21 protein-coding genes and 1 tRNA gene are annotated in these 22,054 nt (G+C 42.4%); 7 read left to right on the top strand and 15 right to left on the bottom strand.

Features of this window, described 5'->3' with window-relative positions; translation table 11 throughout:
• Positions 1-67: 67 nt before the first annotated feature.
• On the bottom strand, positions 68-352 hold the full coding sequence (locus I3B46_RS18520) for a hypothetical protein (protein ID WP_008913927.1): 285 nt from the start codon (positions 350-352) through the stop codon (positions 68-70).
• Between the two features lie 250 nt (positions 353-602).
• Positions 603-1,868, bottom strand: a complete 1,266-nt coding sequence (locus I3B46_RS18515) for a tyrosine-type recombinase/integrase (protein ID WP_196993110.1) — start codon at positions 1,866-1,868, stop codon at positions 603-605.
• Positions 1,869-2,389: 521 nt separating this feature from the next.
• Here I3B46_RS18515 and I3B46_RS18510 point away from each other — a divergent pair.
• A complete protein-coding gene (locus I3B46_RS18510) occupies positions 2,390-2,914 on the top strand; it encodes a hypothetical protein (protein ID WP_196993109.1) in 525 nt (174 codons plus the stop codon).
• A 135-nt stretch (positions 2,915-3,049) separates the two neighbouring features.
• Here the strand turns inward: I3B46_RS18510 and I3B46_RS18505 are convergent, their stop codons facing one another.
• The 9 genes from I3B46_RS18505 to dicD form a co-directional block, all read right to left on the bottom strand.
• Positions 3,050-3,868 carry an SHOCT domain-containing protein gene (locus I3B46_RS18505; RefSeq protein WP_196993108.1) on the bottom strand — a complete coding sequence of 273 codons (819 nt, stop codon included), beginning with the start codon at positions 3,866-3,868 and terminating at the stop codon, positions 3,050-3,052.
• A 20-nt stretch (positions 3,869-3,888) separates the two neighbouring features.
• Positions 3,889-4,230 (bottom strand): hypothetical protein, encoded by a 342-nt coding sequence (locus I3B46_RS18500; RefSeq protein WP_196993107.1) that lies wholly within the window; start codon positions 4,228-4,230, stop codon positions 3,889-3,891.
• Entirely contained in the window at positions 4,230-4,796 is a 567-nt protein-coding gene (locus tag I3B46_RS18495) for a recombinase family protein (RefSeq protein WP_154610426.1), read from the bottom strand. Before I3B46_RS18495 ends, I3B46_RS18500 begins: the two co-directional genes overlap by 1 nt.
• A 250-nt stretch (positions 4,797-5,046) precedes the next feature.
• The gene (locus I3B46_RS18490) at positions 5,047-5,478 is read right to left on the bottom strand and encodes a JAB domain-containing protein (RefSeq protein WP_081335901.1); all 432 of its coding nucleotides are present in this window, start codon (positions 5,476-5,478) and stop codon (positions 5,047-5,049) included.
• Between the two features lie 80 nt (positions 5,479-5,558).
• On the bottom strand, positions 5,559-5,858 hold the full coding sequence (locus I3B46_RS18485; protein ID WP_196993106.1) for a hypothetical protein: 300 nt from the start codon (positions 5,856-5,858) through the stop codon (positions 5,559-5,561).
• A gap of 146 nt (positions 5,859-6,004) precedes the next feature.
• A complete protein-coding gene (locus I3B46_RS18480; RefSeq protein WP_196993105.1) occupies positions 6,005-8,455 on the bottom strand; it encodes a phage/plasmid primase, P4 family in 2,451 nt (816 codons plus the stop codon).
• Positions 8,456-8,753: 298 nt separating this feature from the next.
• Positions 8,754-10,421, bottom strand: a complete 1,668-nt coding sequence (locus I3B46_RS18475; protein ID WP_196993104.1) for a site-specific integrase — start codon at positions 10,419-10,421, stop codon at positions 8,754-8,756.
• A gap of 130 nt (positions 10,422-10,551) precedes the next feature.
• Positions 10,552-10,627, bottom strand: a tRNA-Phe gene (locus I3B46_RS18470).
• A gap of 126 nt (positions 10,628-10,753) precedes the next feature.
• The gene (gene dicD, locus I3B46_RS18465) at positions 10,754-11,332 is read right to left on the bottom strand and encodes a division control transcriptional repressor DicD (RefSeq protein ID WP_036942948.1); all 579 of its coding nucleotides are present in this window, start codon (positions 11,330-11,332) and stop codon (positions 10,754-10,756) included.
• A gap of 203 nt (positions 11,333-11,535) precedes the next feature.
• Between dicD and I3B46_RS18460 the strand changes: the two genes are divergently transcribed.
• Positions 11,536-12,675 (top strand): glycerate kinase, encoded by a 1,140-nt coding sequence (locus I3B46_RS18460; protein ID WP_072502743.1) that lies wholly within the window; start codon positions 11,536-11,538, stop codon positions 12,673-12,675.
• 252 nt (positions 12,676-12,927) lie between these two features.
• Here the strand turns inward: I3B46_RS18460 and I3B46_RS18455 are convergent, their stop codons facing one another.
• Both I3B46_RS18455 and aspA read right to left on the bottom strand, forming a co-directional pair.
• The gene (locus I3B46_RS18455) at positions 12,928-14,250 is read right to left on the bottom strand and encodes an anaerobic C4-dicarboxylate transporter (protein WP_004925858.1); all 1,323 of its coding nucleotides are present in this window, start codon (positions 14,248-14,250) and stop codon (positions 12,928-12,930) included.
• 145 nt (positions 14,251-14,395) lie between these two features.
• Positions 14,396-15,820, bottom strand: a complete 1,425-nt coding sequence (aspA, locus tag I3B46_RS18450; protein WP_004925857.1) for an aspartate ammonia-lyase — start codon at positions 15,818-15,820, stop codon at positions 14,396-14,398.
• Positions 15,821-16,327: 507 nt separating this feature from the next.
• On the opposite strand from aspA, the gene I3B46_RS18445 reads away from it, so the two are divergent.
• From I3B46_RS18445 to I3B46_RS18430, 4 genes are all read left to right on the top strand, one after another.
• Positions 16,328-16,840: an FxsA family protein gene (locus I3B46_RS18445; RefSeq protein WP_004925855.1), complete on the top strand. Its 513-nt coding sequence runs from the start codon at positions 16,328-16,330 to the stop codon at positions 16,838-16,840.
• Between the two features lie 164 nt (positions 16,841-17,004).
• Positions 17,005-17,298 (top strand): co-chaperone GroES, encoded by a 294-nt coding sequence (locus tag I3B46_RS18440; RefSeq protein WP_008914587.1) that lies wholly within the window; start codon positions 17,005-17,007, stop codon positions 17,296-17,298.
• A gap of 51 nt (positions 17,299-17,349) precedes the next feature.
• Positions 17,350-18,993 (top strand): chaperonin GroEL, encoded by a 1,644-nt coding sequence (gene groL / locus I3B46_RS18435; protein ID WP_004925846.1) that lies wholly within the window; start codon positions 17,350-17,352, stop codon positions 18,991-18,993.
• A gap of 638 nt (positions 18,994-19,631) precedes the next feature.
• Entirely contained in the window at positions 19,632-19,976 is a 345-nt protein-coding gene (locus tag I3B46_RS18430) for a DUF4156 domain-containing protein (RefSeq protein WP_014657509.1), read from the top strand.
• Between the two features lie 47 nt (positions 19,977-20,023).
• Here I3B46_RS18430 and epmB read toward each other — a convergent pair whose 3' ends face one another.
• A complete protein-coding gene (gene epmB, locus I3B46_RS18425; RefSeq protein ID WP_004925842.1) occupies positions 20,024-21,052 on the bottom strand; it encodes an EF-P beta-lysylation protein EpmB in 1,029 nt (342 codons plus the stop codon).
• 43 nt (positions 21,053-21,095) lie between these two features.
• On the opposite strand from epmB, the gene efp reads away from it, so the two are divergent.
• Positions 21,096-21,662: an elongation factor P gene (gene efp, locus I3B46_RS18420; protein WP_004925840.1), complete on the top strand. Its 567-nt coding sequence runs from the start codon at positions 21,096-21,098 to the stop codon at positions 21,660-21,662.
• 78 nt (positions 21,663-21,740) lie between these two features.
• Here efp and I3B46_RS18415 read toward each other — a convergent pair whose 3' ends face one another.
• Entirely contained in the window at positions 21,741-21,938 is a 198-nt protein-coding gene (locus tag I3B46_RS18415; protein WP_004925837.1) for a YbdD/YjiX family protein, read from the bottom strand.
• Positions 21,939-22,054: the final 116 nt, after the last annotated feature.

Raw genomic sequence — 22,054 nt, 5'->3', positions numbered from 1 at the left:
GTCAGTTCAGACTCACAGACTCCTAAGAGATGAAACCCCATCAGGGGTTTCCGTTAACTTATGGCTATCAATCAAACGTGTATTCACACTCGATACATTCATAACGATCAAATACCACGCCATCTAAAGCTGAACCACTCACAGCCCCAGCAGTAGCTCCAGCGACTAAACGTCCAAATAGAGCCCCTACCGCAGCACCAGCAATCGTCCCTACAACAGGAACAGCAGAGCCGATAGACGCTCCAGCTAGTGCGCCTGATACGCCACCAGCAACAGCTCCTGTCTTTTTCCCTATATGACGTTCACGAATGCGAGTTGAATCGCAGGCCGGGCAACGAATGTAATTTTCCATGATAATTTCCTTTTAGGTTGATTTAAAAGCAAAAAAGCCCCAGTCCGTGAGAACAGGGGCTTTTAGTGGTGTATAGATATTGAATAAGACGTATTACGATATAGTGATTAATGACTATGCTTTTTGGTGATTAAAATTCCCATGAAGAATATTTCCACCATTTCTCAATGAATCGATGTAGTCGGCATACTACCGTAGTATTCGACTCCTCGTATTGCAAATGGCTCTCCTATATGACATGGATAAAGTCTTAGTGATTCATTGGATTATTCAACTTGGCAAAGTCGAATGGCGAAATCGTTTGTTCCCGATTAGCATCCAAGTAATCCGCCCACCATTGCACCATTAATCGGCGTTGATCAATATGTTCTGCCTTATGAATATAAGCAGCCCTCACTGAGTTACGTTCTTGGTGGCTCATTTGCCTTTCTACTGCATCCTTCGACCATAAACCTGATTCAACTAATGAACTACACGCCATCGTTCTAAAACCGTGTCCACAAATTTCAGTCTTCGTATCATAGCCCATCACACGTAAGGCTTTATTGACTGTATTTTCACTCATGGGTTTAAAAGAATTATGAGCGCCCGTTAGGATCAATTCATGTTCACCCGTCCATGCCCAAATTTCTTTCAGTATAGTGATGGCTTGGTGGCTAAGGGGAACTAAATGCGGAGTGCGCATTTTAGCGCCTCTGTGTGAGAATTTAACGCCGGGTATAGGCTTTCGCTGAGCAGGAATCGTCCATAAGGCTTTATCGAAGTCAATTTCAGACCAACGCGCATAGCGAAGTTCGCTTGACCTAATAAACACTAATAAATTTAACATCACGGCTAGTCGAGTGACGGGCTGCCCTTTATAAGCATCGATACGGGCAATGAGTTCAGGTAGACGGTCAAGGTTAAGAGCTGGACGATGTTGGCGTTGTACAGTCGTTACAGCCCCTGCGGTATCAATAGCAGTGTTATAGCCAATAATACCGGATTGCACCGCATAACGCATGACAGCAGCGATACGTTGCTGTAAACGCGCAGCTATCTCATAAATCTCTTTACTTTCTGCTGCACGGATAGGAATAAGCAGGTCAGGGGTTTTGAGGGTAGTGATATCGCGTAATCCAATATAAGGAAAGACATGCGACTCCAAACTCTTTAAAACCTTTTCACTGTGTGATTCAGACCATTTTTTATTGCTGGCATGCCATTGTCTTGCGATGGTTTCAAAAGAGAGATTAGCATCAGAAGCTGCTTTAGCCACACGTTTTTGTTCGCACGGGTCAATACCGTCAGCAATCAATTTTCTTGCTTCATCACGTTTTAAACGCGCCTCTGATAAAGAGACATCAGGGTATAAACCCAATGCTAAGGTTTTCTCTTTACCTAAGTGGCGATAGCGTAATCGCCAGTACTTAGAACCATTAGTGTGAACCAATAAGTGCAATCCTGAACCATCGGTTAATTTATAGGATTTCACATCGGGTTTAGCCGCCCGAATTTTAGCGTCAGTCAGTGCCATAGTGAGCTTCCTGAGAGATAAAGTGGGTACAAAATTCTATCGAACCAGTGTATACCCGCAATTGTACCCGCACAATGGGGTTGATGTGGGTAGAATCGAGTAGAATTCAGTTGAGTTGAAACTTTGGGAGAGTGTTGATTTTAGCGGGCTTTACAAACAAAAACAGACGTCGGTTGACGTCTGTTGATAATAAGGTGGTGCCCGGACTCGGAATCGAACCAAGGATACGCGTTCTATACCAACTTTTTATTGATTAACAGTCGGTTACGTTTTCGCTTCGAGGAGCAATGTACCACTGTTTTGTACCATTTTTCAAGTTTTTTATGACCAGCTAGAGGTTATAATCTAGCTGGTGGATAAGTGCCAAATTGTACAAGGCCAGATTTGACCATACAAAAAGCTAACAGCTCGCTTTACATCAAGAGTGGGTATCATTATTTCTTGAGTTCTTTGTTAATATTGCTTGCAGCCTTATGATTATTGTATTCAGCTACTTCTATTTTTTATAGTGTGGAAATTAAATGAAAAAAGAAAAAATATTTATAACGTTCCTAATGATTTTTTTCGCATGTTGTCTGGTTATTATAGTTGGGAGTTACATTTTTAACTTCTATAATAGTTCTATATCAAGTGATCCATCTGACTGGGGAGTTTTAGGAGATTATTTCGGCGGTGTTCTTAATCCATTTATATCCTTGATAACACTGCTGTTTTTGATAAAAACGTACTTATCTCAGAGAAAAGAACTTTATCAAAGTGGAGAAGCTGCGGATGAGCAGCGTCAAATTTCACAAAAGACTGCTCGCATCCAGTTATTAAGCACCCAAATTTCAGAATGCTATGAACGTATTGCCTTGTATAGAGGTGAAATGGAGGGCGTAACCTTCGCCATGAATAATGGAAAAAGCTATACCGGAATTGATGGTGAACTTTACTATTCAGATGATAAACAAAAGGCTTACAGGGAAAAGATGGCAAGTAAAATACAGGTGAAATTAACAGAAATAGATAAATATCTAATACAAATAGATTCCCTTTCTATTTGAATTTCAAGCCTCTAACACTGGCGGAAATGATATGATAATTTAGTGCTCATTATATTTATAGTTAGTTAATGCCGGATGCCCGCTCAGACTCGACAGATTTTATCTACAAAACCTGTCGAGTCTGAGTCAATACAACTAAATTATCTTTTTGATACTGGCGATATCTTCATCGGTCAGTATTCCATTTTGCTTTAATGGAGCTAACTCAGCAAGAAATTCCAGTGAGTCTATCTTTAGTGAGGTAAGCGATATTTCATAGATTAGTTCTCTCTTTTTGCTGTCTAATTCTTCTTGAGTAATCATATTGGCATCAAATAATGCTGATAGCTTGGTTAATGTTGATATGAATTCTTCTGGGGTAAACAACCTTTCTTTGTCTTTATGCTTTTCTGTGAGATAAATCATACTAATAGAGCCGATAATTGAAGCAATTATGACATAGATACCAGTTCCCCCATGGTATATTAGATTCCCCATACGGCGTGAATATTCATCAGTATCAAACAAGTTCATTGTTACAAAGGGATAAGCAGCTAATAGCATGATGACTAATATACATAATGTAATATATTTGTTAGGTAAACGCTTTCCTTTGGTTAATATATTCATGCCAATACCAATGGATATTGGAGTCGCAATTGATAGCGCATAGAGGACAATGCTATTAAATTCGTACATATAGAATAGTGAGACGACTACTCCAATGATAATGCATGCGATACCTTGGGCTATGTCAGTTTTTGCTCTTGATTCAATTGTATCAGCAAAGGCAGGGTAGAAGCTTGCAGATATGATTAATGAGGTAATGAATAGCAAAATTCTGACAAATACTGTATCAGTATAGAAACGATATGTGCTAAAGGTATACGCTCCGATTATTTCTTGAGTGTATAAGATTGAACCAATAGCAACTAAGCAGCCAATGATTAACAAGAGTTTTGAAATGTTTGTCATAAGTTAGTTTCCTGATGTTCTTACTGTTGCGTTGCTTTTGTTGATGTACAAGGAATCCAGCGATCACGAAAAAGTAAAAACATTTCTGACCTTCCTTTTTGGTCATGAATTTTTATTAACGTTTTGATGTAGTATTCTTTGTTTGCAAATATGGCGATTGGGTTATCTGTTGTTCCTTCGTAATGACTGAATGGTAGAAAAGGTAAACCTTCCATTGAGATTGATGATTGTTTAACATCGTCAGGTATTATCATGTCTAACCGAATACCATTTGTGCATACAAGCTTTATATTGACAGTGCTGGCATAGCCAACAGTGGTATACAATACAGCTAGTGTTAGGATGATTTTTAAGTACTTCATTACCTTTTTTCCAGTAAATCAGGGCGGTTTTCCCTGATGATTCGATAAATGCTAGTAATGCCAATGCCGAGTTGACGCGATATGTCCGGCTTACTGAGTCCAAGTTCAACCAGCTCAATGATTTCTTGTGATTTCTCCCTAGCCGTTGCTTTGCGGCCTATGTATTTGCCTTGCTGCTTAGCCAAGGCGATACCTTCGGCTTGACGCTCTAGCATGATTTCACGTTCGAACGTGGCGATGGCACCAATCATGGTTAACATCAGTTTGCCCGTAGGCGTACCTGTATCAATGCCGATGTTCATAATGAGCAGTCGGACTTGTTTTGCTTCTAAGTGGTCTGAAATTTCCAGCAGATGCTTTGTGTTGCGTGCTAGGCGGTCGAGCTTGGTAACTTTCACCGTGTCGCCTTCACGAACGTAATCAAGCAATGCCATGAGTTCGGGGCGGTTGTCTTTTGCACCGCTGATGATCTCTTTGAACACTTTGTCGCAGTCTTGTAATGCATTGAGTTGTGCATCTAAGCTTTGGCCTCGTGTGGATACACGGGCGTAGCCAACAATAGCCATTATTTCCTCCAGACCCTGCCAATAGAGCATGCTAAGATGTGTAAACATGCCAAAACTACAAACAAGGGTTTTGGCAGGCCTGTAAGCCTTGTTACACTGTTCATTCGGTGGAGTGCCGTTAAGGCATGCTTATTGGTAGGTGTGATAATGAAATTTGAGTTAGGTTAACAGTAAGCTGTTGATATCGTTTTTAGAATGTGAAAGGCTGCGGTGATGAGTCCTTTAATGAAAGCAGTCAACAGAACTGTTTTCATACCAGACCTCTTTCAGCCAGAGAAACTGTTTTACCGCCTGCAACAATGATATGATCGAGTAGTGTGATGTCGAGCAGCTTCATTGTCTCTTTTAATGTTCGGGTCGCTGCAATGTCGCTTTCTGACGGCGTTGGCGTACCAGATGGGTGGTTATGGGCACAAATGATGTTAGCAGCGTTAAGTTTTAAGCCTAACTTGGCAATCTCTCGGGGAAAAATGCTGGTGTAGTTAATGGTGCCGTTGAACATTTCAGCGTACTGAATCACCTGATTCTGACCATTAAGAAAAATCACAGCAAAGACTTCTTGCTCTTTATCGCCAAGGTGGACGGCTAGAAAATCTTCGGTATCTTTTGGGGATGACAGCTGTTCTGTTCGGTAAAGCTGTTGTGATAGGTACTCACGGACTTCGTGTATTTGTTGCTTCATGATAAGCTCCTGATTGTTGTTTCAAGGAGCTTATACCGGTTGTTAGGGCAATTATTGAGCAGGGTTGCCCCTGCTGGTAGTTATAGCCATGTGACCTTTGGATAAGCTCGTTTTAATGGTTTAGAGTTTGCATATCTATCACGAAACTCCATATCCACACCTCCAAAAGGGTCAAGTAACTCTTTTAGGCATCTGGCCTTCCAGAGTACATCCACTTCGGATAGGCGGCTTTCGTAGTGTGTTTTTTTTATATGCTTAAGAATTTTATCTTCAATTTCGTCAGGTAGAGCACCTTTAACGATCAAGTTAATATCAAAAGCTTTTTCAAGAAGGTTAGTCTGATACTCAGTCGCATAGACGGTGATTTTGTGTTTTGCCATGGTGTTTTCTCCGTTGGCATGTTATCTATTCTTTGCTCATAAAGAGAAAGAATTGAGTGCCGATTTATCAGCATTTTTATAAACTTTCCATAGAGAAAACTCACAGAAAAAGTTTACTTATATGCCGTTTAATCGGCACTGAGGTTTTAAACAGTAAAGATTGAACTTTCTTTATTGGTCACAGAGCCTAGCTCATGGTCAATCAGAGCGATACCGCGAAAGCTGGCCTTATTGTTACGGCGGATCTTCTTAAAGCCACGCTCAACCATCTTCTTCGTGAAAATACGTTGCGTCATTCGCCATTCGTTCCCTTCACTGGCAAAGCTTAGAAATGCACTGTACAGATCACTGGCAGCGGTGTAAGCATCCGGTTCTAGCCTGCAACCTTCGAGGAATTCACCGATGAGGTCGCTTTCTTGTCGATACTCGTCGTTAGCCGCAATGACCGCCGCAGGGAGTGAGCGTTTAAGGCCTTCGGCATGCCATGCCTGTACGCCTTCCAGTGCCCAGTTTAAGATACCTTGCATCTCCCTGCCTAATTTTACGGGTAACTCAGGGTCAATCTGTGCTGCCGTGAAGTTTGCCGCAAAAGGAATTAAGCACATCCGACGCCACATACCGTGAGACATATCGTAAATGGCAGGCTTGTGGTTGCCGATAATTACTAGGCTGAATTGCGATTGAAACTCCAGCTCGTGCTTGCCGTATACTTGCCGTGCGACTAAGGTATCGCCGCCTGTCATGGCTTTAATGAGCGTGTCATCAAGGCGACCATTTTCAGGCAATTCATTGGCAACGACTAACCGTTTCCCCGGCAACTTGGCTAATGAGGCATTAGGACCTCCGCTGTTTTTATTCATCATGAGGACGTCACTGTTTATCTGTGTCGCATAGCTGCCCATCAGTGACTGAATAACCTGAATGAACGTCGATTTGCCATTGCTGCCGTGACCGTAGAAGAAAAACAAGAGCTGTTCATCTGTTCGGCCTGTTAAGAAGTAACCCACCAGCCGTTGCAAGAAGCTAGCGAGTTCAGTATCGCCGACGGTGATATCATTAATGAATCGCACCCATGTTGGGCATTTTGCATTCGGATTGAAATCAACTGGCGTATAACGTGTGATAAAGTCACGACGGCGGTTCTCACGGTATTCACCCGTGTTTAAGTCTATAACGCCGTTGGCGACCCCGAGTAACATAGGATCAGCGTCAAGGTCAATTGTACGCACTTCCAATTTAGGCTTCACCAATTCAATCATCGCCTTTAACTTCGGTAGGTTATGAAGTTGTCCGGCTGCTTTTATCAGTTGAGTACCTTTGTTGTCGTCGTCTGCAAGCACTTTATGACCTTCTGCTAGCATGTCAGCGGCAACTTGCTTGGGGTATTCCATGACCTGAACACCAGCTGGCTTCCATTGATTATCAATAAAATGAATGAAGCTATCAGTTTCACGAACATAGCATAAATCATGACCAAACCGACGGGCAAGACGGTTAGCATTACCCACGTCATTGAAGCCCTCAGCACCGCAGGAGTTCGGTAGGTTGGTGACGGGTGTTTCTGTCAGCGGTATAAATGTTTGCTCAGCTTCGAGTGCTTGCCAATCGCCACCTTGACGAATAAACTCATCAATATCACTGCCACGTTGTGGCACAATGTAATGCGTTGCAGATGGGAATTTAGAACGGTATCGGTCACCAGCATCATCATTATCAAAGTAAGTATTGATAGGACGCCCCAAAGAATTGATATAATCAACTTGCGACTGGCTAAGTGAGCCAATCGATGCAAGTACAGGGGCAGTATATCCTGCTTCAATTAGCGTCAAGGCATCATTTTCACCTTCGACAAGGGCAATCGTTCCGGGCTTTTCCAGTGTTTGCTGTCCGTACCAATGCGCTTCTGGCAACCAGTATTTTTTCGGTTGCTGAAACTTGAAGGCCTTTTTCGGGTCTTTAAAGGTAAAGCGAACGATCCTTCCATTGTGAAAGTGCGGGTAGACATATACCCCAGCAGGTACGATATCGATAATGCGACCATTAACTTCACGAAACATGCCGGTAGCTAAGAGGGTTTCATCATCATATTCACCGGAGAGCGTGGCGTAACATTGCCCATCTGCAAAACCGATACGGTGTTGCTCAAGCAATCGCGGTGAGTGTCCACGTTGCTCAACTTGATAGTCTAATGCTTCGTCAGTCAGATTTTGGGCATAGTACAGGGCAATATCCGTGAACACGCTTGAAATCAAGTTATGATCTCGGCTATCTTCTTCGACTCTGATTTCTACAGGTGCAATTGATGGAATTTCACTCGTGCTAGTGAGATAGCGAGCAGCTTCAACGACATCCGTTAGCCCTTTGAGTTTCAATACTAAGTCAAGTACGCTACCGTGTTCTTCGCAAGAATAGCAATGGTATTGGTTGCTATCAGTATACAAGCGAAAACAATCTTTATGATTGCAACATGGGCAGGTCTTATCTTCTGGCTCTAGAATGTTTGAACCACAAGAAATGGCATTGATACCTGTTATTTGTGTGAAAGTATTGCTTATTGAGGTGCTGCTATTTAGAAGTTTAAAATCATGCTTAAGCATAATGTTAATCTCAAGCCACATCTTTTGCGGTGGCACACAATGGAAGGCCGTGGAACACCTTCCGGATGGAGTCGAACTCCATCATCAGATAAGCTTGCTGAGCTATGGAAGTAGATTACTTTCTTGCTATCTTGTTGTAAAGCAATATTTTTATGCCTAAATGCCTCAACTTTGAATTTGTTAGATGGGTGCTGTAAAAACTAGTATTGTAAATATTTGTAAGCTAAATACAGCTTGGTTAATAGATGGTTTTGTCAATGAAATCGGCATGGATGACCACGCCGTAGATTCGAAGGGGTTATGATCGCTTCCAGATATCCAGTACGGGAAGTTCTAACCGAGGTATCGTTTGAATCAGCTCTTTCTTGGCTTCAATAGGGTATGAGCCATACCCACCGCTAACGTCTTCTTGAGCATGACCTGTAATGTCATTTTGGATATCTTTTCTGGCGTTGATGCTTCGGCAATGAGTGATAAACGTATGCCTAAAGCCATGAGTCTGTTTGATTTCTTTACGAGTGATACCGTGGCTTCGAATGTACTTGCCCCACCAGCGAAGGAAATTATAAGACGACTTGCCTGAGGGGTTTTTTCGTTCAGTAAATAGATAGTGATTACGGCTTTTAACGTATTCAAGGAAGCCTAAATCAATGATGTGGCTGTGAAGCGGCACAACACGAGGTAACCCTGTTTTCGTTGATTGTTCGCCAGTCGATTCGATTTGAATGCAATAAATGCCGCTATCCCTGATGATATTTTCAGTATAGAGCTGAGTAATTTCTTCAACTCTGGCACCTGTATAGTACAGAATGATTGGCACCCAGTAGGCCATTGCACCATGAGGCGTTTCTTCACCGTGGAAGAGTGGAGTGTTAAAGATAAGAGCGATTTCATCACGAGTGAAACCACGTTCTTTAGGCGTTTGGCGTTGCCGTTTACGTTTAGGCATTAAGCTAACAGGGTTTTCTGAAATAAGCTCATCCTCAGTGGCTAAGCGAAAAATAGACGACAAGGCCATGAGTTGATTTCTGGCCGTTTGGGGGCTGATTTTTTCGCCGCTGAGTTCTGCTTGCTCTTTTAACGGTAGCTTTTTAACGGCTTTAGAAGGGCGGCATGGCAGCCGCTCAAGGAGTTGCCTAAAATCAGCCATGTCGTGCTTGGTGATATCTTCTATTGGTTTGCTACCAATAAACTCCTCAAAGCGATTGACGGCTGTCTCGTAGGCTTTAATCCGCTTTTCTGCTTCACGCGGCTCTGCATAGCGGACATGTTCTTTATAGCGTTCAAACATCATGCTAAAGCTGATTGTGGGTTTAGCGGCTTTTTCTTGGGCGGTGGCAGCATATTTAGGCAGAATGTTAAGTATGTGCATTTCGGCAGCTTGCATTCTATAGTCAGCTAAACGCCATGCTAACGTTACTTTCCATGTTGGCGTAAGTTCAACAGGCGTTAGTTCAAGTGACTCCTTTAATTCATGCCTGAGCAATTGGAGCAGCTCGATATCACGTTGCTGATAATCATCAGGGACGTTGATAGCTGGAGAATTAAATAAATCATCGGCTGGCATAGCAGAGTAGTTAGGGTAATCGTCATTTTTTTCGAGGTAACAACGAATTATCCTACTTTCAGGCGACAGGTCTAAACCATAGAGGGAATCGACTAAATAGCGTTCTTTAATAAGTTCAGGTTGTGGAAGAATAAAAGTTAACCAGCTTGAGGCTATGCGTTCAATATCATCTTTGGTAATAGCTTGCTCAGCGTGCAGAGTTCTTCTTGCCGCGTCAATTTCAGCTTGCATTAAGGCAATGACGGCTGGAGCTTTACGTTTTGCTTCTGCGAGGTCTTTAGTTTGCAGTGAACGTTTAAGCTCACCTTTTCCGAGGGTGTTTTTAAGGTCGGCAGGCACTGCCATTCTGAGGTTATAAACCCCGTGTTTGTTCTTAGTTGGCTGTATCATCGTGCTCATGAATGTACCACCATTCTGTACCACCGTGAAGCAGATTCGGTGATGAGTGAAAGATGAAATTCACTGATAAACCAATAAGTTAATGATATAGAAAGCAAAAACCCCCGCCGAAGCGAAGGTTATAAATGCGTGGTGCCCGGACTCGGAATCGAACCAAGGACACGGGGATTTTCAATCCCCTGCTCTACCGACTGAGCTATCCGGGCAACGGGGCGCATTAAACCGTATTAGGTGGTTGGCGTCAACGAATTTTTGCTAAAAAAACGCAGTTTTTAACTGAGTGTTTTCTTTTTCAGCAAAAATTGTTGGTTTAACGCGCGATTACTGTTTTATTAACTTAAAGCTCCTTTTTTACGGCATAACGCAATAGTTAAAATATCCTCTGAGAGATGCTGAGCAATTTCGACATCTTTAATATCTCTTTGAATCAGTAAACGATTCAAACAGCCCTCTAAAACTAATTCCATTTGATTTGCCACGAGCACGGGGTCTTCAATATCTAATTCATCTAATAACTCTTTGGTATATAGAAAAGAGTTATCTTTTTGTATTCGGCTTAGTTGATGGATAGGGTGCTGTGGATCAGGATAGTGATTACAGGCTGAGACAAATAAACATCCTGGGAAACGCCCTTCGCTAACACGTTGGTACAGCTGTTGGTAGCGTGCGGAAAGTTTTTGTTGGGGGCTTAACGACTCATCTAAACGTGTTTGACGTTGCCAAATTTCAATCTGTTGCCCATGATAACGCAGGCAATCGTACACTAAGGCCTCATCATCAGGCCAAAATTGGCGGATCATGTTGAAATCAGGGGCTATCTCATGGAGAAGATGCTCGGTAGAGGCAGAGAGGCCTTGTTTTTCTAACTGGTTTAGAGCATGGCTTAAAATTTGTTCGCGCTGTACTGACATTGTTAGCTCCATCACAATATTGTTCTCATCTTCCCATCATAACAATGATCATTATTGATTTATAGCAGTTTGCTTTGTGAGCAATATTGTTGATGACAAAAATAGGTAAGGTGTGATCAGGGTAACTGTCAGACAATTTGCAGTATGAGAGCTATCAACATGATACGATTAAATAATTATCGTGTTTTTCATAGGTACTCATCATGAAAATTATTATAGCTCCAGATTCATTCAAAGAGAGCATGAGTGCAGAATCTGCTGCCGATGCCGTGAAACAAGGCTTCCAAGCGGTATTTCCTGATGCAACGTTTTTAAGTCTACCCATAGCAGATGGTGGGGAAGGTACGGTTGATGCGTTGATTGCCGCTGCGAGCGGAGAAAGAGTATCTGTTGAGGTATTTGATCCACTCAATAAACCTATAACAGCAGCTTATGGTTTGCTTCATCAAGGAACGACAGCAGCGATTGAAATGGCTGCTGCAAGTGGATTGATGTTAGTTCCGCCAAAAGAGCGTAACCCGATGCTAACCAGCAGTTATGGCACAGGTCAATTAATTAAAAATGCCTTAGATAAAGGCGTACAGCAGATTATTTTAGGTATTGGTGGCAGTGCAACGGTTGATGGTGGCGTTGGTATGCTGCAAGCCTTAGGGGCTGTTTTTTATGATGAGCAGCAACAACGGCTAGGCCAAGGGGGGGAAGTACTCAATAAGATCGCCAGTATTGATATTTCAGGTCTCGACCCTCGTTTAAAAGATTGTGACATTGATGTGGCGTGTGATGTGGACAACCCTCTTGTTGGTGAGCGTGGTGCCGCTACAGTATTTGGTCCTCAAAAAGGGGCAACACCTGAAATGGTTGCCATGTTAGAACGTGGGCTGAATCAACTGGCAAATGTAATAAAAAGCACAACAGGTATAGATTACCGTCACTTAGCAGGAGGTGGTGCGGCTGGAGGAATATCTGTCGCCGCAGCCGCCTTTTTGGGAGCACAACTAAAACCGGGCATCGATATTGTGATTCAAGCGGTCGATTTAGAAAAAGAGATGATGGATGCTGATTTAGTGATCGTTGGTGAAGGGAGTATGGACGGGCAAACCGCAGGGGGGAAAGCACCGATTGGTGTTGCCAAAGTGGCGGCAAAATACCATGTTCCAGTGATAGCATTAAGTGGTGTGTTAGGGAAAGGTGTGGACGCTTTACATCAAGAAGGCATTGATGCTTTCTTTAGCATATTGCCTCGCTTATGTGCGCTCGACGAAGCATTAAATGAAGGCGCCATTAATTTACAGCAGACTGCTTATAATGTGGCGAAGGTGTTAAAAATAGGGCAGAAGCTTTAATCGCGCGACGATAGGTTAATTCATCACGGATAGCTGTTTTGATGACTTAATTGCTTTTATGAGGTGAATGATAGCGATTTATGGCTTGATGACTGCACATTCAAATCTAAACATGCCCTGCTATCTGTGCAATGGCGTATGAATAAATCTGCTAGTAGGATACGGTCTGGGTTATCCGTGCAACGCTATTTAGTTTTTAAAAGAAAACCCGCAAAATATTGCGGGTTTTTGTATGGGTAGAATATCCAATAACTACAGGATCATACCGCCGAATAGGAAACCGAAGGTAACAGCTAAGATCACGGCAATAGTGCCCGGAATAAAGAATGGATGGTTAAAGACGAAACGGCCAATGCGTGTGGTTCCGGTATCATCCATTTGTACAGCAGCAACCAGTGTTGGGTATGTTGGTAGAATAAACAGACCAGATACTGCTGAGAATGATGCGATAGCTGTCAGTGGGCTAACATGAAGCGCGAGTGCCATAGGCATCAACGCTTTTGCTGTTGCAGCTTGTGAGTACAGTAGAGCTGAGCAGAAGAAGAAGATCACGGCTAGCATCCATGAATGTTCATGGATCAGGTCACCCGCTGTTGCTTTAATCCAATCAATATTATGTTGTACGAATGTATCACCTAACCATGCAACACCTAAAATACAGATACATGCGCTCATACCGGCTTTAAAGGTACTTGAGTTAAGGATCGCGTCTGTATTGACTCGGCATAAAATAGTGATGAGGGTCGCTACACTCAGCATAATGATTAAGATAGCATTAGTGGTGTTCATCAATGGTGTTTTGACTATTTCTAAGCTTGGGCTGTTGATAATAGCGTAGACAACAACACCGACAACGCCTAGCAAGAACAAAAATACAGATGATTTTGCACCAGGTTTGATAGCTTTAACTTGGCTACCACGCAGTTCAACTAAGCCTTCTGCTAAACGTTTTTGGTAAACAGGATCATCAGACAGTTTCGAGTTAAACGTCCAAGAGATGATGAATGACATCAAAATGATAGCAAGGAAAGTGGATGGCAGTAAAATAGCGAGCAACGTAATATAGCTAACAGTGTTACCTGCACCGACCATGGCGGAGTTTTCCATTACAGAGGCCATATACACAACTGCCGCTGAGATTGGGGACGCTGTAATACCAATTTGAGCTGCAACAACCGCAGTTGAAAGTGGGCGGCAAGGTTTGACGCCTTGTTCTTTTGCCACTTCTGCAATGACGGGTAAAGTTGCTAAAGAGATATTCCCTGTACCAGCAAATAAGGTTAGGAAATAGGTCACGATTGGTGCAAGGATGGTGATGTATTTAGGATTACGACGCAGTAGTTTTTCTGTCTGATCGACTAAGTAATCAAGTCCACCTGCAATTTGCATTGCAGAAATGGCAGCGATCACAGCCATAATAATAGAGATAACGTCAAATGGTATAGTACCTGGTTTTACGCCAATAGCAGCGAGTACCAGTACACCTAGGCCACCGGCAAAGCCGATACCTATCCCACCGAGACGGGCCCCCAAAAATATGGCCAGCAGAACAATGATAAATTCTACGGCTAACATAGTGTTTACTCCTCGACAAATTTAAAATTAAAAATATGAAACTGTAGTGTTAATTTTTTGTGTGTGCATAAAACTAAAAAGGCACGCTTTCCGAAGGAGAGGCGTGCCTTGATTTTTAAGAGTTATTTATGGTTAGCATAAACGATTAGTCATCAAATCTTTTCGCTTTATAAGCTGGGTGTTTTAGGTTCTCAACAGAGAAAATATCATCCAGCTGCTCTTCGGTCAGTAGGCCGCGCTCCAGAACGACTTCACGGACACTCTTGCCTGTTTCAGCACAGATCTTACCTACGATATCACCATTATGGTGACCAATGAATGGGTTCAGGTAAGTAACAATACCGATAGAGTTAAAAACAAACGCTTCACAGATTTCTTTGTTCACTGTGATACCGTTAATGCATTTTTCAACTAAGTTACGGCACGCATTGTTCATCAGAGAAATGGATTCAAACATCGCTTGACCGATAGCTGGCTCCATTACGTTCAACTGTAGCTGACCCGCTTCAGCTGCCATTGTAACACAAACATCGTTACCGATAACTTTGAAACAAGCTTGGTTAACCACTTCAGGAATAACTGGGTTAACTTTTGCTGGCATAATTGAAGAACCTGCTTGTAATTCAGGCAGATTGATCTCTTTGAGGCCTGCACGTGGGCCAGAAGACAGTAAGCGCAAGTCATTACAAATTTTAGATAGCTTAACGGCAAGGCGTTTTAGGCCAGCGTGAACGGTGATGTATGCACCACAGTCAGATGTCGCTTCAATCAGGTCTTCTGCCGGTACACAAGGTAAGCCAGTCACTTCTGCTAATTTCTCAACAGCCAATTTTTGGTAGCCCGGCGCAGTATTCAAACCTGTACCGATTGCCGTTGCACCTAAGTTCACTTCTAACAGTAATTCAATACTACGTTTTAGGTTTTTCTCTTCTTCTTTTAAGAGCGTTGCAAAGGCATGGAATTCTTGACCAACGGTCATTGGTACAGCATCCTGCAATTGGGTACGGCCCATTTTCAGAATGTCTTTGTATTCTTCTGCTTTTTTCTCAAAACCTTTTTTCAGGTATTCAACCGATTCAATCAGTTTTACAACGGAGTTGTATACGGCGATACGGAAACCTGTCGGATAGGCATCGTTGGTTGACTGACTTTTATTTAAGTGGTCATTAGGATTTAGGTATTCATATTCACCTTTTTTATGACCCATCAGTTCAAGACCAATGTTTGCAAGGACTTCGTTGGTATTCATGTTTAGTGATGTACCTGCACCACCTTGGAATACGTCAACAGGGAACTGGTCCATGCATTTACCGGTATCCAGTACAACATCACATGCTTTGATAATGGTATCTGCAATGTTACGTGGAATAGTGTGAAGTTCTTTGTTCGCCATTGCTGCCGCTTTTTTAACCATTACCATGCCGCGAATAAATTCTGGCACGTCGTTAATGGTGCGGTCGCTGATATAAAAGTTTTCAATCGCACGCAGAGTATGAACACCGTAATAGGCATCAGATGGGACTTCTTTCTGACCTAACAGGTCTTCTTCGATACGAGTATTGTTTGACATGAGAACCTTCTTAATTAGATTACAGTTACTGTCTATTATGCGCTTTTAAAAAATATATACCGTAAAACAAAACATTCTAGGTGTTAAACACCTGTTACTCCATTATCAGCATGATGATCTACTGATTTATGAGTAGATGATATGCGGTTCTTTAATGATTACCTTGAACCTAGATCACTATATAGTTTGATTTATGAAACAGATTTCAAAATATGTGAACATACTCACAGATGAAACCAAAAAAATTAGAAATCTCCATGAGTTGAAAAGCGTTATAGTGACCTCCATCATTATGTCTATACTATGTGAAAAAGCGAATGTTGTTGTTTGTCTCTTAGATACAGTTCACAAAGGTTTTCCAAGAGGCGAGAACTAACCTATATCCAACGAACTTCTGGGTGTGAATAGGTGGCAAACTCTCTGAGAACATGACTCGAATAGAGAGTGGTCGATACTTGAGCAATAAGAAGAACGAAGGAGATAGCTGATTGAAATAAAGGAGAACTTGTGCGCTGGTTACCGCTAATATTGATATGTCTTCTCATTTATATTGAGTCCGTCATATTCGTTCGTGTTGCTTCAGAAATTGGGGTATTGGCAACACTCATACTGGTTGTGTTGACATCTTGTTTGGGAATTTCTCTGGTCAAAAATCAGGGAATGAAAAATGTCATGCAGATCCAGCAAAAAATGGCAGCAGGTGAAAGCCCCGCAGCAGAAATGATTAAAAGTGTTGCGTTGGTGCTTGCTGGCTTCTTATTAATCCTGCCAGGGTTCTTTACTGACTTTATTGGTTTGCTGTTATTGTTACCTCCTGTGCAAAAATTGTTCGTCATGCGTTTGATTCCACATATCCGTTTTTCCCAAACTGGAAATGGTTTTAGTGCAGGGCGTAACAATCCATTTCAACAAGGGGATACATTTGAAGGGGAATTCCAACGTAAACAGGATGATCCATCATATAAACTCGATAAATCCGATGATTCTAACGAATCAGAAAAAGATAACCGCTATAAGTAAGAGCCCCCATTAAAATAGGGAAGGTAAAAACAAAAAAATTTTATCTTCCCCCCTTGAAGTCACTCCAATTAGCCCCAATCTGCTGAAACATGGTACTGGTTTATTTAGGCATACTGGTATCGTCCTTTTACCTAGTGTGGACTTTATTTATAGGAGAACTATTAATGAAAATTCGTCCATTGCATGACCGTGTTATCGTCAAGCGTAAAGAAGTTGAATCAAAATCTGCAGGCGGTATCGTTCTGACTGGCACTGCAGCAGGTAAATCTACGCGTGGTGAGGTCCTCGCCGTTGGTAATGGTCGCATCCTTGAAAATGGTGAAATCAAAGCGTTGGATGTGAAAGTCGGCGACATCGTTATTTTTAACGACGGTTATGGCGTGAAAGCTGAAAAAATCGACAACGAAGAAGTGCTGATCATGTCAGAAAGTGACATCCTCGCGATTGTTGAAGCGTAATTTTCACTTAGATCTTCTCAACTAACGAAAAGAATTTAAAGGAAAGAAATAATGGCAGCTAAAGACGTTAAATTTGGTAATGACGCACGCGTAAAAATGCTTCGTGGTGTGAATATTCTAGCAGATGCAGTTAAAGTAACTTTGGGCCCTAAAGGCCGTAATGTGGTTCTTGATAAATCATTTGGTTCACCAGTTATCACTAAAGATGGTGTTTCTGTTGCACGTGAAATCGAATTAGAAGATAAATTCGAGAACATGGGCGCACAGATGGTGAAAGAAGTTGCTTCTAAAGCTAACGATGCAGCGGGTGATGGTACAACAACTGCAACAGTTCTGGCGCAAGCTATTGTTACTGAAGGTCTGAAAGCCGTTGCAGCGGGTATGAACCCGATGGATCTGAAACGTGGTATTGATAAAGCAGTAGTTGCAGCTGTAGAAGAGCTGAAAGCACTGTCTGTTCCATGTTCAGACTCTAAATCTATCGCACAGGTTGGTACAATTTCTGCAAACTCTGACGAAACCGTTGGTAAGTTAATTGCAGAAGCAATGGATAAAGTCGGCAAAGAAGGCGTTATCACTGTTGAAGAAGGTACTGGTCTGGAAGACGAACTGGATGTTGTTGAAGGTATGCAGTTCGATCGTGGTTACCTGTCTCCTTATTTCATCAACAAGCCAGAAACGGGTGTTGTTGAACTGGAAAACCCATTCATCCTGTTAGTTGATAAAAAAGTATCTAACATCCGTGAACTGCTGCCAGTATTAGAAGGCGTTGCTAAAGCGAGCAAACCACTTCTGATCATCGCTGAAGATGTTGAAGGCGAAGCACTTGCGACACTGGTTGTTAACACCATGCGTGGTATCGTGAAAGTTGCTGCGGTTAAAGCACCTGGTTTCGGTGATCGCCGTAAAGCAATGCTGCAAGATATCGCTATCCTGACTAACGGTACTGTTATCTCTGAAGAGATCGGTATGGAGCTTGAAAAAGCGACATTAGAAGATCTGGGTCAAGCAAAACGTATCGTCATCAACAAAGACACAACAACTATCATTGATGGTGTTGGTGAAGAGTCTGCTATCGCAGGTCGTGTTGCACAAATTCGTCAACAAATCGAAGAATCAACTTCTGATTATGACCGTGAAAAACTGCAAGAGCGCGTTGCTAAATTAGCTGGCGGTGTTGCTGTAATTAAAGTTGGTGCGGCAACTGAAGTTGAAATGAAAGAAAAACGTGCTCGCGTCGACGATGCGCTGCACGCAACTCGCGCAGCGGTTGAAGAAGGTGTTGTTGCTGGTGGTGGTACTGCACTGGTACGTGTTGCCGCTAAACTGGCTTCACTGAAAGGCGATAATGAAGAGCAAAACGTGGGTATCCGCGTTGCACTGCGTGCGATGGAAGCACCAATGCGTCAAATCGTCACTAACGCAGGTGAAGAAGCTTCTGTTGTTGTTAACAAAGTTAAAGCAGTTCAAGGCAACGAAGGCTACAACGCAGCAACTGACACTTATGGTGATATGATCGAGATGGGTATCTTGGATCCAACTAAAGTAACTCGTTCTGCATTGCAATTCGCTGCATCTATCGCTGGTCTGATGATCACAACTGAAGCGATGATTACTGAAATGCCTAAAGATGAAGGCCCTGATTTAGGTGCTGCAGGCATGGGCGGTATGGGTGGAATGGGCGGTATGATGTAAGCCAATTGGCCGCATCACGCTCACACAGTCAATAAGAACTGTTAAGCCTTCTAACCGGTATTGTTGGTATTAACCGACAATACCGGTTTTTTATATGAATAAATATGTTTGAGTTGATTGATGGTAGGCCGACCGAATGTCTAAAGTGAAGAATATCGATAATCTAAAATGACGCGAAAGATTTCGATACGCTTATTTTGAGTAAAAGCCCTTGAATTTGCTAATTGTATAATTGTGCATTTATTTTTGCGCAAAGACCGTGCGGCAGGTTATATTTGGAGTAAGGCAAAAGGTGGTTTGGTGAGTAACCAAAGGTGAAAGCGTTATAGGCTCTTTATATTTCATGTGATGTTTCGAATTATTTAGAGTATACGCGTTTTATGGTAAGCTTTGTTTGCTGACGAGGGTGGGCAAATTTTATGGTCATGCCTTTGTTGATACTTTGAACCGTTATCCATATCTCTCAATATAGATCTGGCGAATTTTGGCTGTAAATAGGCGCTCGAGTGACTATAATTTAGTAGCGCTAATGAAGATCAATTCAATGATGCCGTTAATAGCAACGGTATATTGAACAAAGAAGGGAATGAGTGGTTCTCAAACCAGCTGCAAAAACACTATGATAAATGAGGGAAAACATGCGTATTAAAGTATTGCTTGGTGCTGCTGCATTACTACTTTTAGCAGGTTGTTCGACAACAACTAATTTAACTGCGGCGGGCTCACAAGTTCGTTTTGTTGAAAACCAACCTGGAAGTGATTGCCAGCTTCTTGGTCAAGTCACAGGAACTCAAAGCAACTGGTTGAGCGGTGTCAATAGTGAATCAAGCTCTATGCGCGGCGCGGCAAATGATCTGCGTAATAAAGCAGGCGCAATGGGCGGAAATGTGATTTTTGGTGCGACTAGCCCAAGTGAAACTATCCTCTCTAGTTTTATCCCAGTTGATAGTAAAATGGTCGGCCAAGTTTATAAGTGCCCCTAAAATGAATATCTGACGCCCGATCGTATAGACGATGCGGGCGTTTTATTTCAGCACTGTCTTAGGTTTAGGTCGAGTAACGTCTTACTCGGCTCTCCGCCAATCTCCCGTGCTAATTTTGGCACCAAATAGCCAGAAACCTTCCCAAGCAATTGTTGTATTAGCAACCTAGCTTCTTGGTCGCTCACTAAGAAATGCGCAGCCCCTTGCACCTTATCTAAAACATGCAAGTAATACGGCAGGATACCCGCATCAAATAGCGCATTACTTAAATTCGCCAATGTATCTGCATCATTGTTCACCCCACGTAACAGTACGCTTTGATTGAGTAAGGTCACGCCGGCATTTTTTAATTTTTGCATCGCGGCTTTAAAGTGATCATCTATCTCATTAGCATGGTTGAGATGCGTTACCATGATCACTTGAAGACGTGAGTGGGCAAGTCGCTGACACAGGTTAGTGGTAATGCGTTCGGGGATCACTACAGGTAAACGAGAGTGGATCCTCAGCCGCTTAATGTGGGGGATCGCTTCGAGTTGCCCAATTAACCAATCCAGTTCACTGTCTTTTGCCATCAAGGGATCACCCCCTGAAAAGATGATTTCATTGAGTTCAGTGTGGTTTTTTATATAATCCACAGCTATCAACCAATTATTTTTGTTTCCCTTATTATCTTCATAAGGAAAATGTCGGCGGAAGCAGTAACGGCAGTTTACTGCACAGCCCCCTTTCACCAACATCAATGCTCGGTTGTGATATTTGTGGAGTAAACTGGGGATCGCATTATTTTGTTCATCTAATGGATCTGTAGAAAACCCCGGATAGGTATCAAATTCTGCTTTTGCAGTTAATACTTGCAATAGCAGAGGGTCTTGTGGATCGCCTTTTTTCATGCGCGAAATAAACGGCCTTGGTACACGTAATGGAAATAATTTACGTGCGTCGTTGCCATCTTTCGATGCTTGATGGCTTTCTAGCCCCAGTATTTGAAGCAATTCATCAGGATTAGTGATTGCTTCAGCAAGTTGTTGTATCCAGACTTCTCTGGATGAGGTATTTTGAGTTACAATATCGACCATTTTTTGGCTATGCCATTTTTAGTGTATAAATTAGAGGATCTCCATGGCTACTTATAGTACCAATGAATTCCGCTCAGGTCTTAAAATCATGTTAGATGGCGAACCTTGTGCAATTCTTGATAGTGAATTCGTTAAACCGGGTAAAGGTCAAGCGTTTGCACGTGTTCGTATTCGTAAACTGATTTCTAACAAACTGTTGGAAAAAACATTTAAGTCTACTGATTCTGTCGAAGCCGCAGATGTCATGGATATGAACTTAACTTACCTTTATAACGACGGTGAGTTTTGGCATTTCATGAACAACGAAACTTTCGAACAGCTTGCAGCGGACGAAAAAGCGGTTGGTGATAACGCTAAATGGCTGATCGACCAAGCTGATTGTATCTTGACTCTGTGGAATGGCCGCCCAATCGCGGTGACTCCACCTAACTTTGTTGAGTTAGAAGTCACAGATACTGACCCAGGTCTGAAAGGTGATACAGCGGGTACTGGCGGTAAGCCAGCGACTTTAAGCACGGGTGCAGTGGTTAAAGTTCCTCTGTTCGTTCAGATTGGTGAAGTGATCAAAGTTGATACTCGTTCAGGCGAATACGTTTCACGCGTGAAATAATACCTGTTTGCTTGAAGCTAAAAAACCGTAATGTTGTAAGACATTACGGTTTTTTTTACCCAAAAAGAGAAGCTGAATTTAACAGCACTTAAACCCGCCTTTTCCACCATAGCGAGCATCTTGGCGCTCTTTAAAGAACTCTTCATATGTCATTGGTGTTTGATCTGGATGATTAAGTCGCATATGAGCAACGTAATTGTCATAATCAGGCACACCAATCATCATTTTGGCTGCTTGCCCAAGGTAACGAGCCGCATTGCCGAGTGAACCAAACATCTTAATCTCCTTACTTCGCTTCTAACTTTAGAGCGCTTGAGCGTTATTTGAAAACTCGAGCCACAAATAGGATGAGGTGGCTCGTTTTCGTTGAATCTAAGCGTATCTTGTCCATA

This window comes from Providencia sp. 2.29 (assembly GCF_015832305.1).
In the GTDB taxonomy this organism is placed as follows: Bacteria; Pseudomonadota; Gammaproteobacteria; order Enterobacterales; family Enterobacteriaceae; genus Providencia; species Providencia stuartii.
Note: the sequence above shows the minus strand (reverse complement) of the source record. Positions and strands in the feature narration are given on the sequence as shown.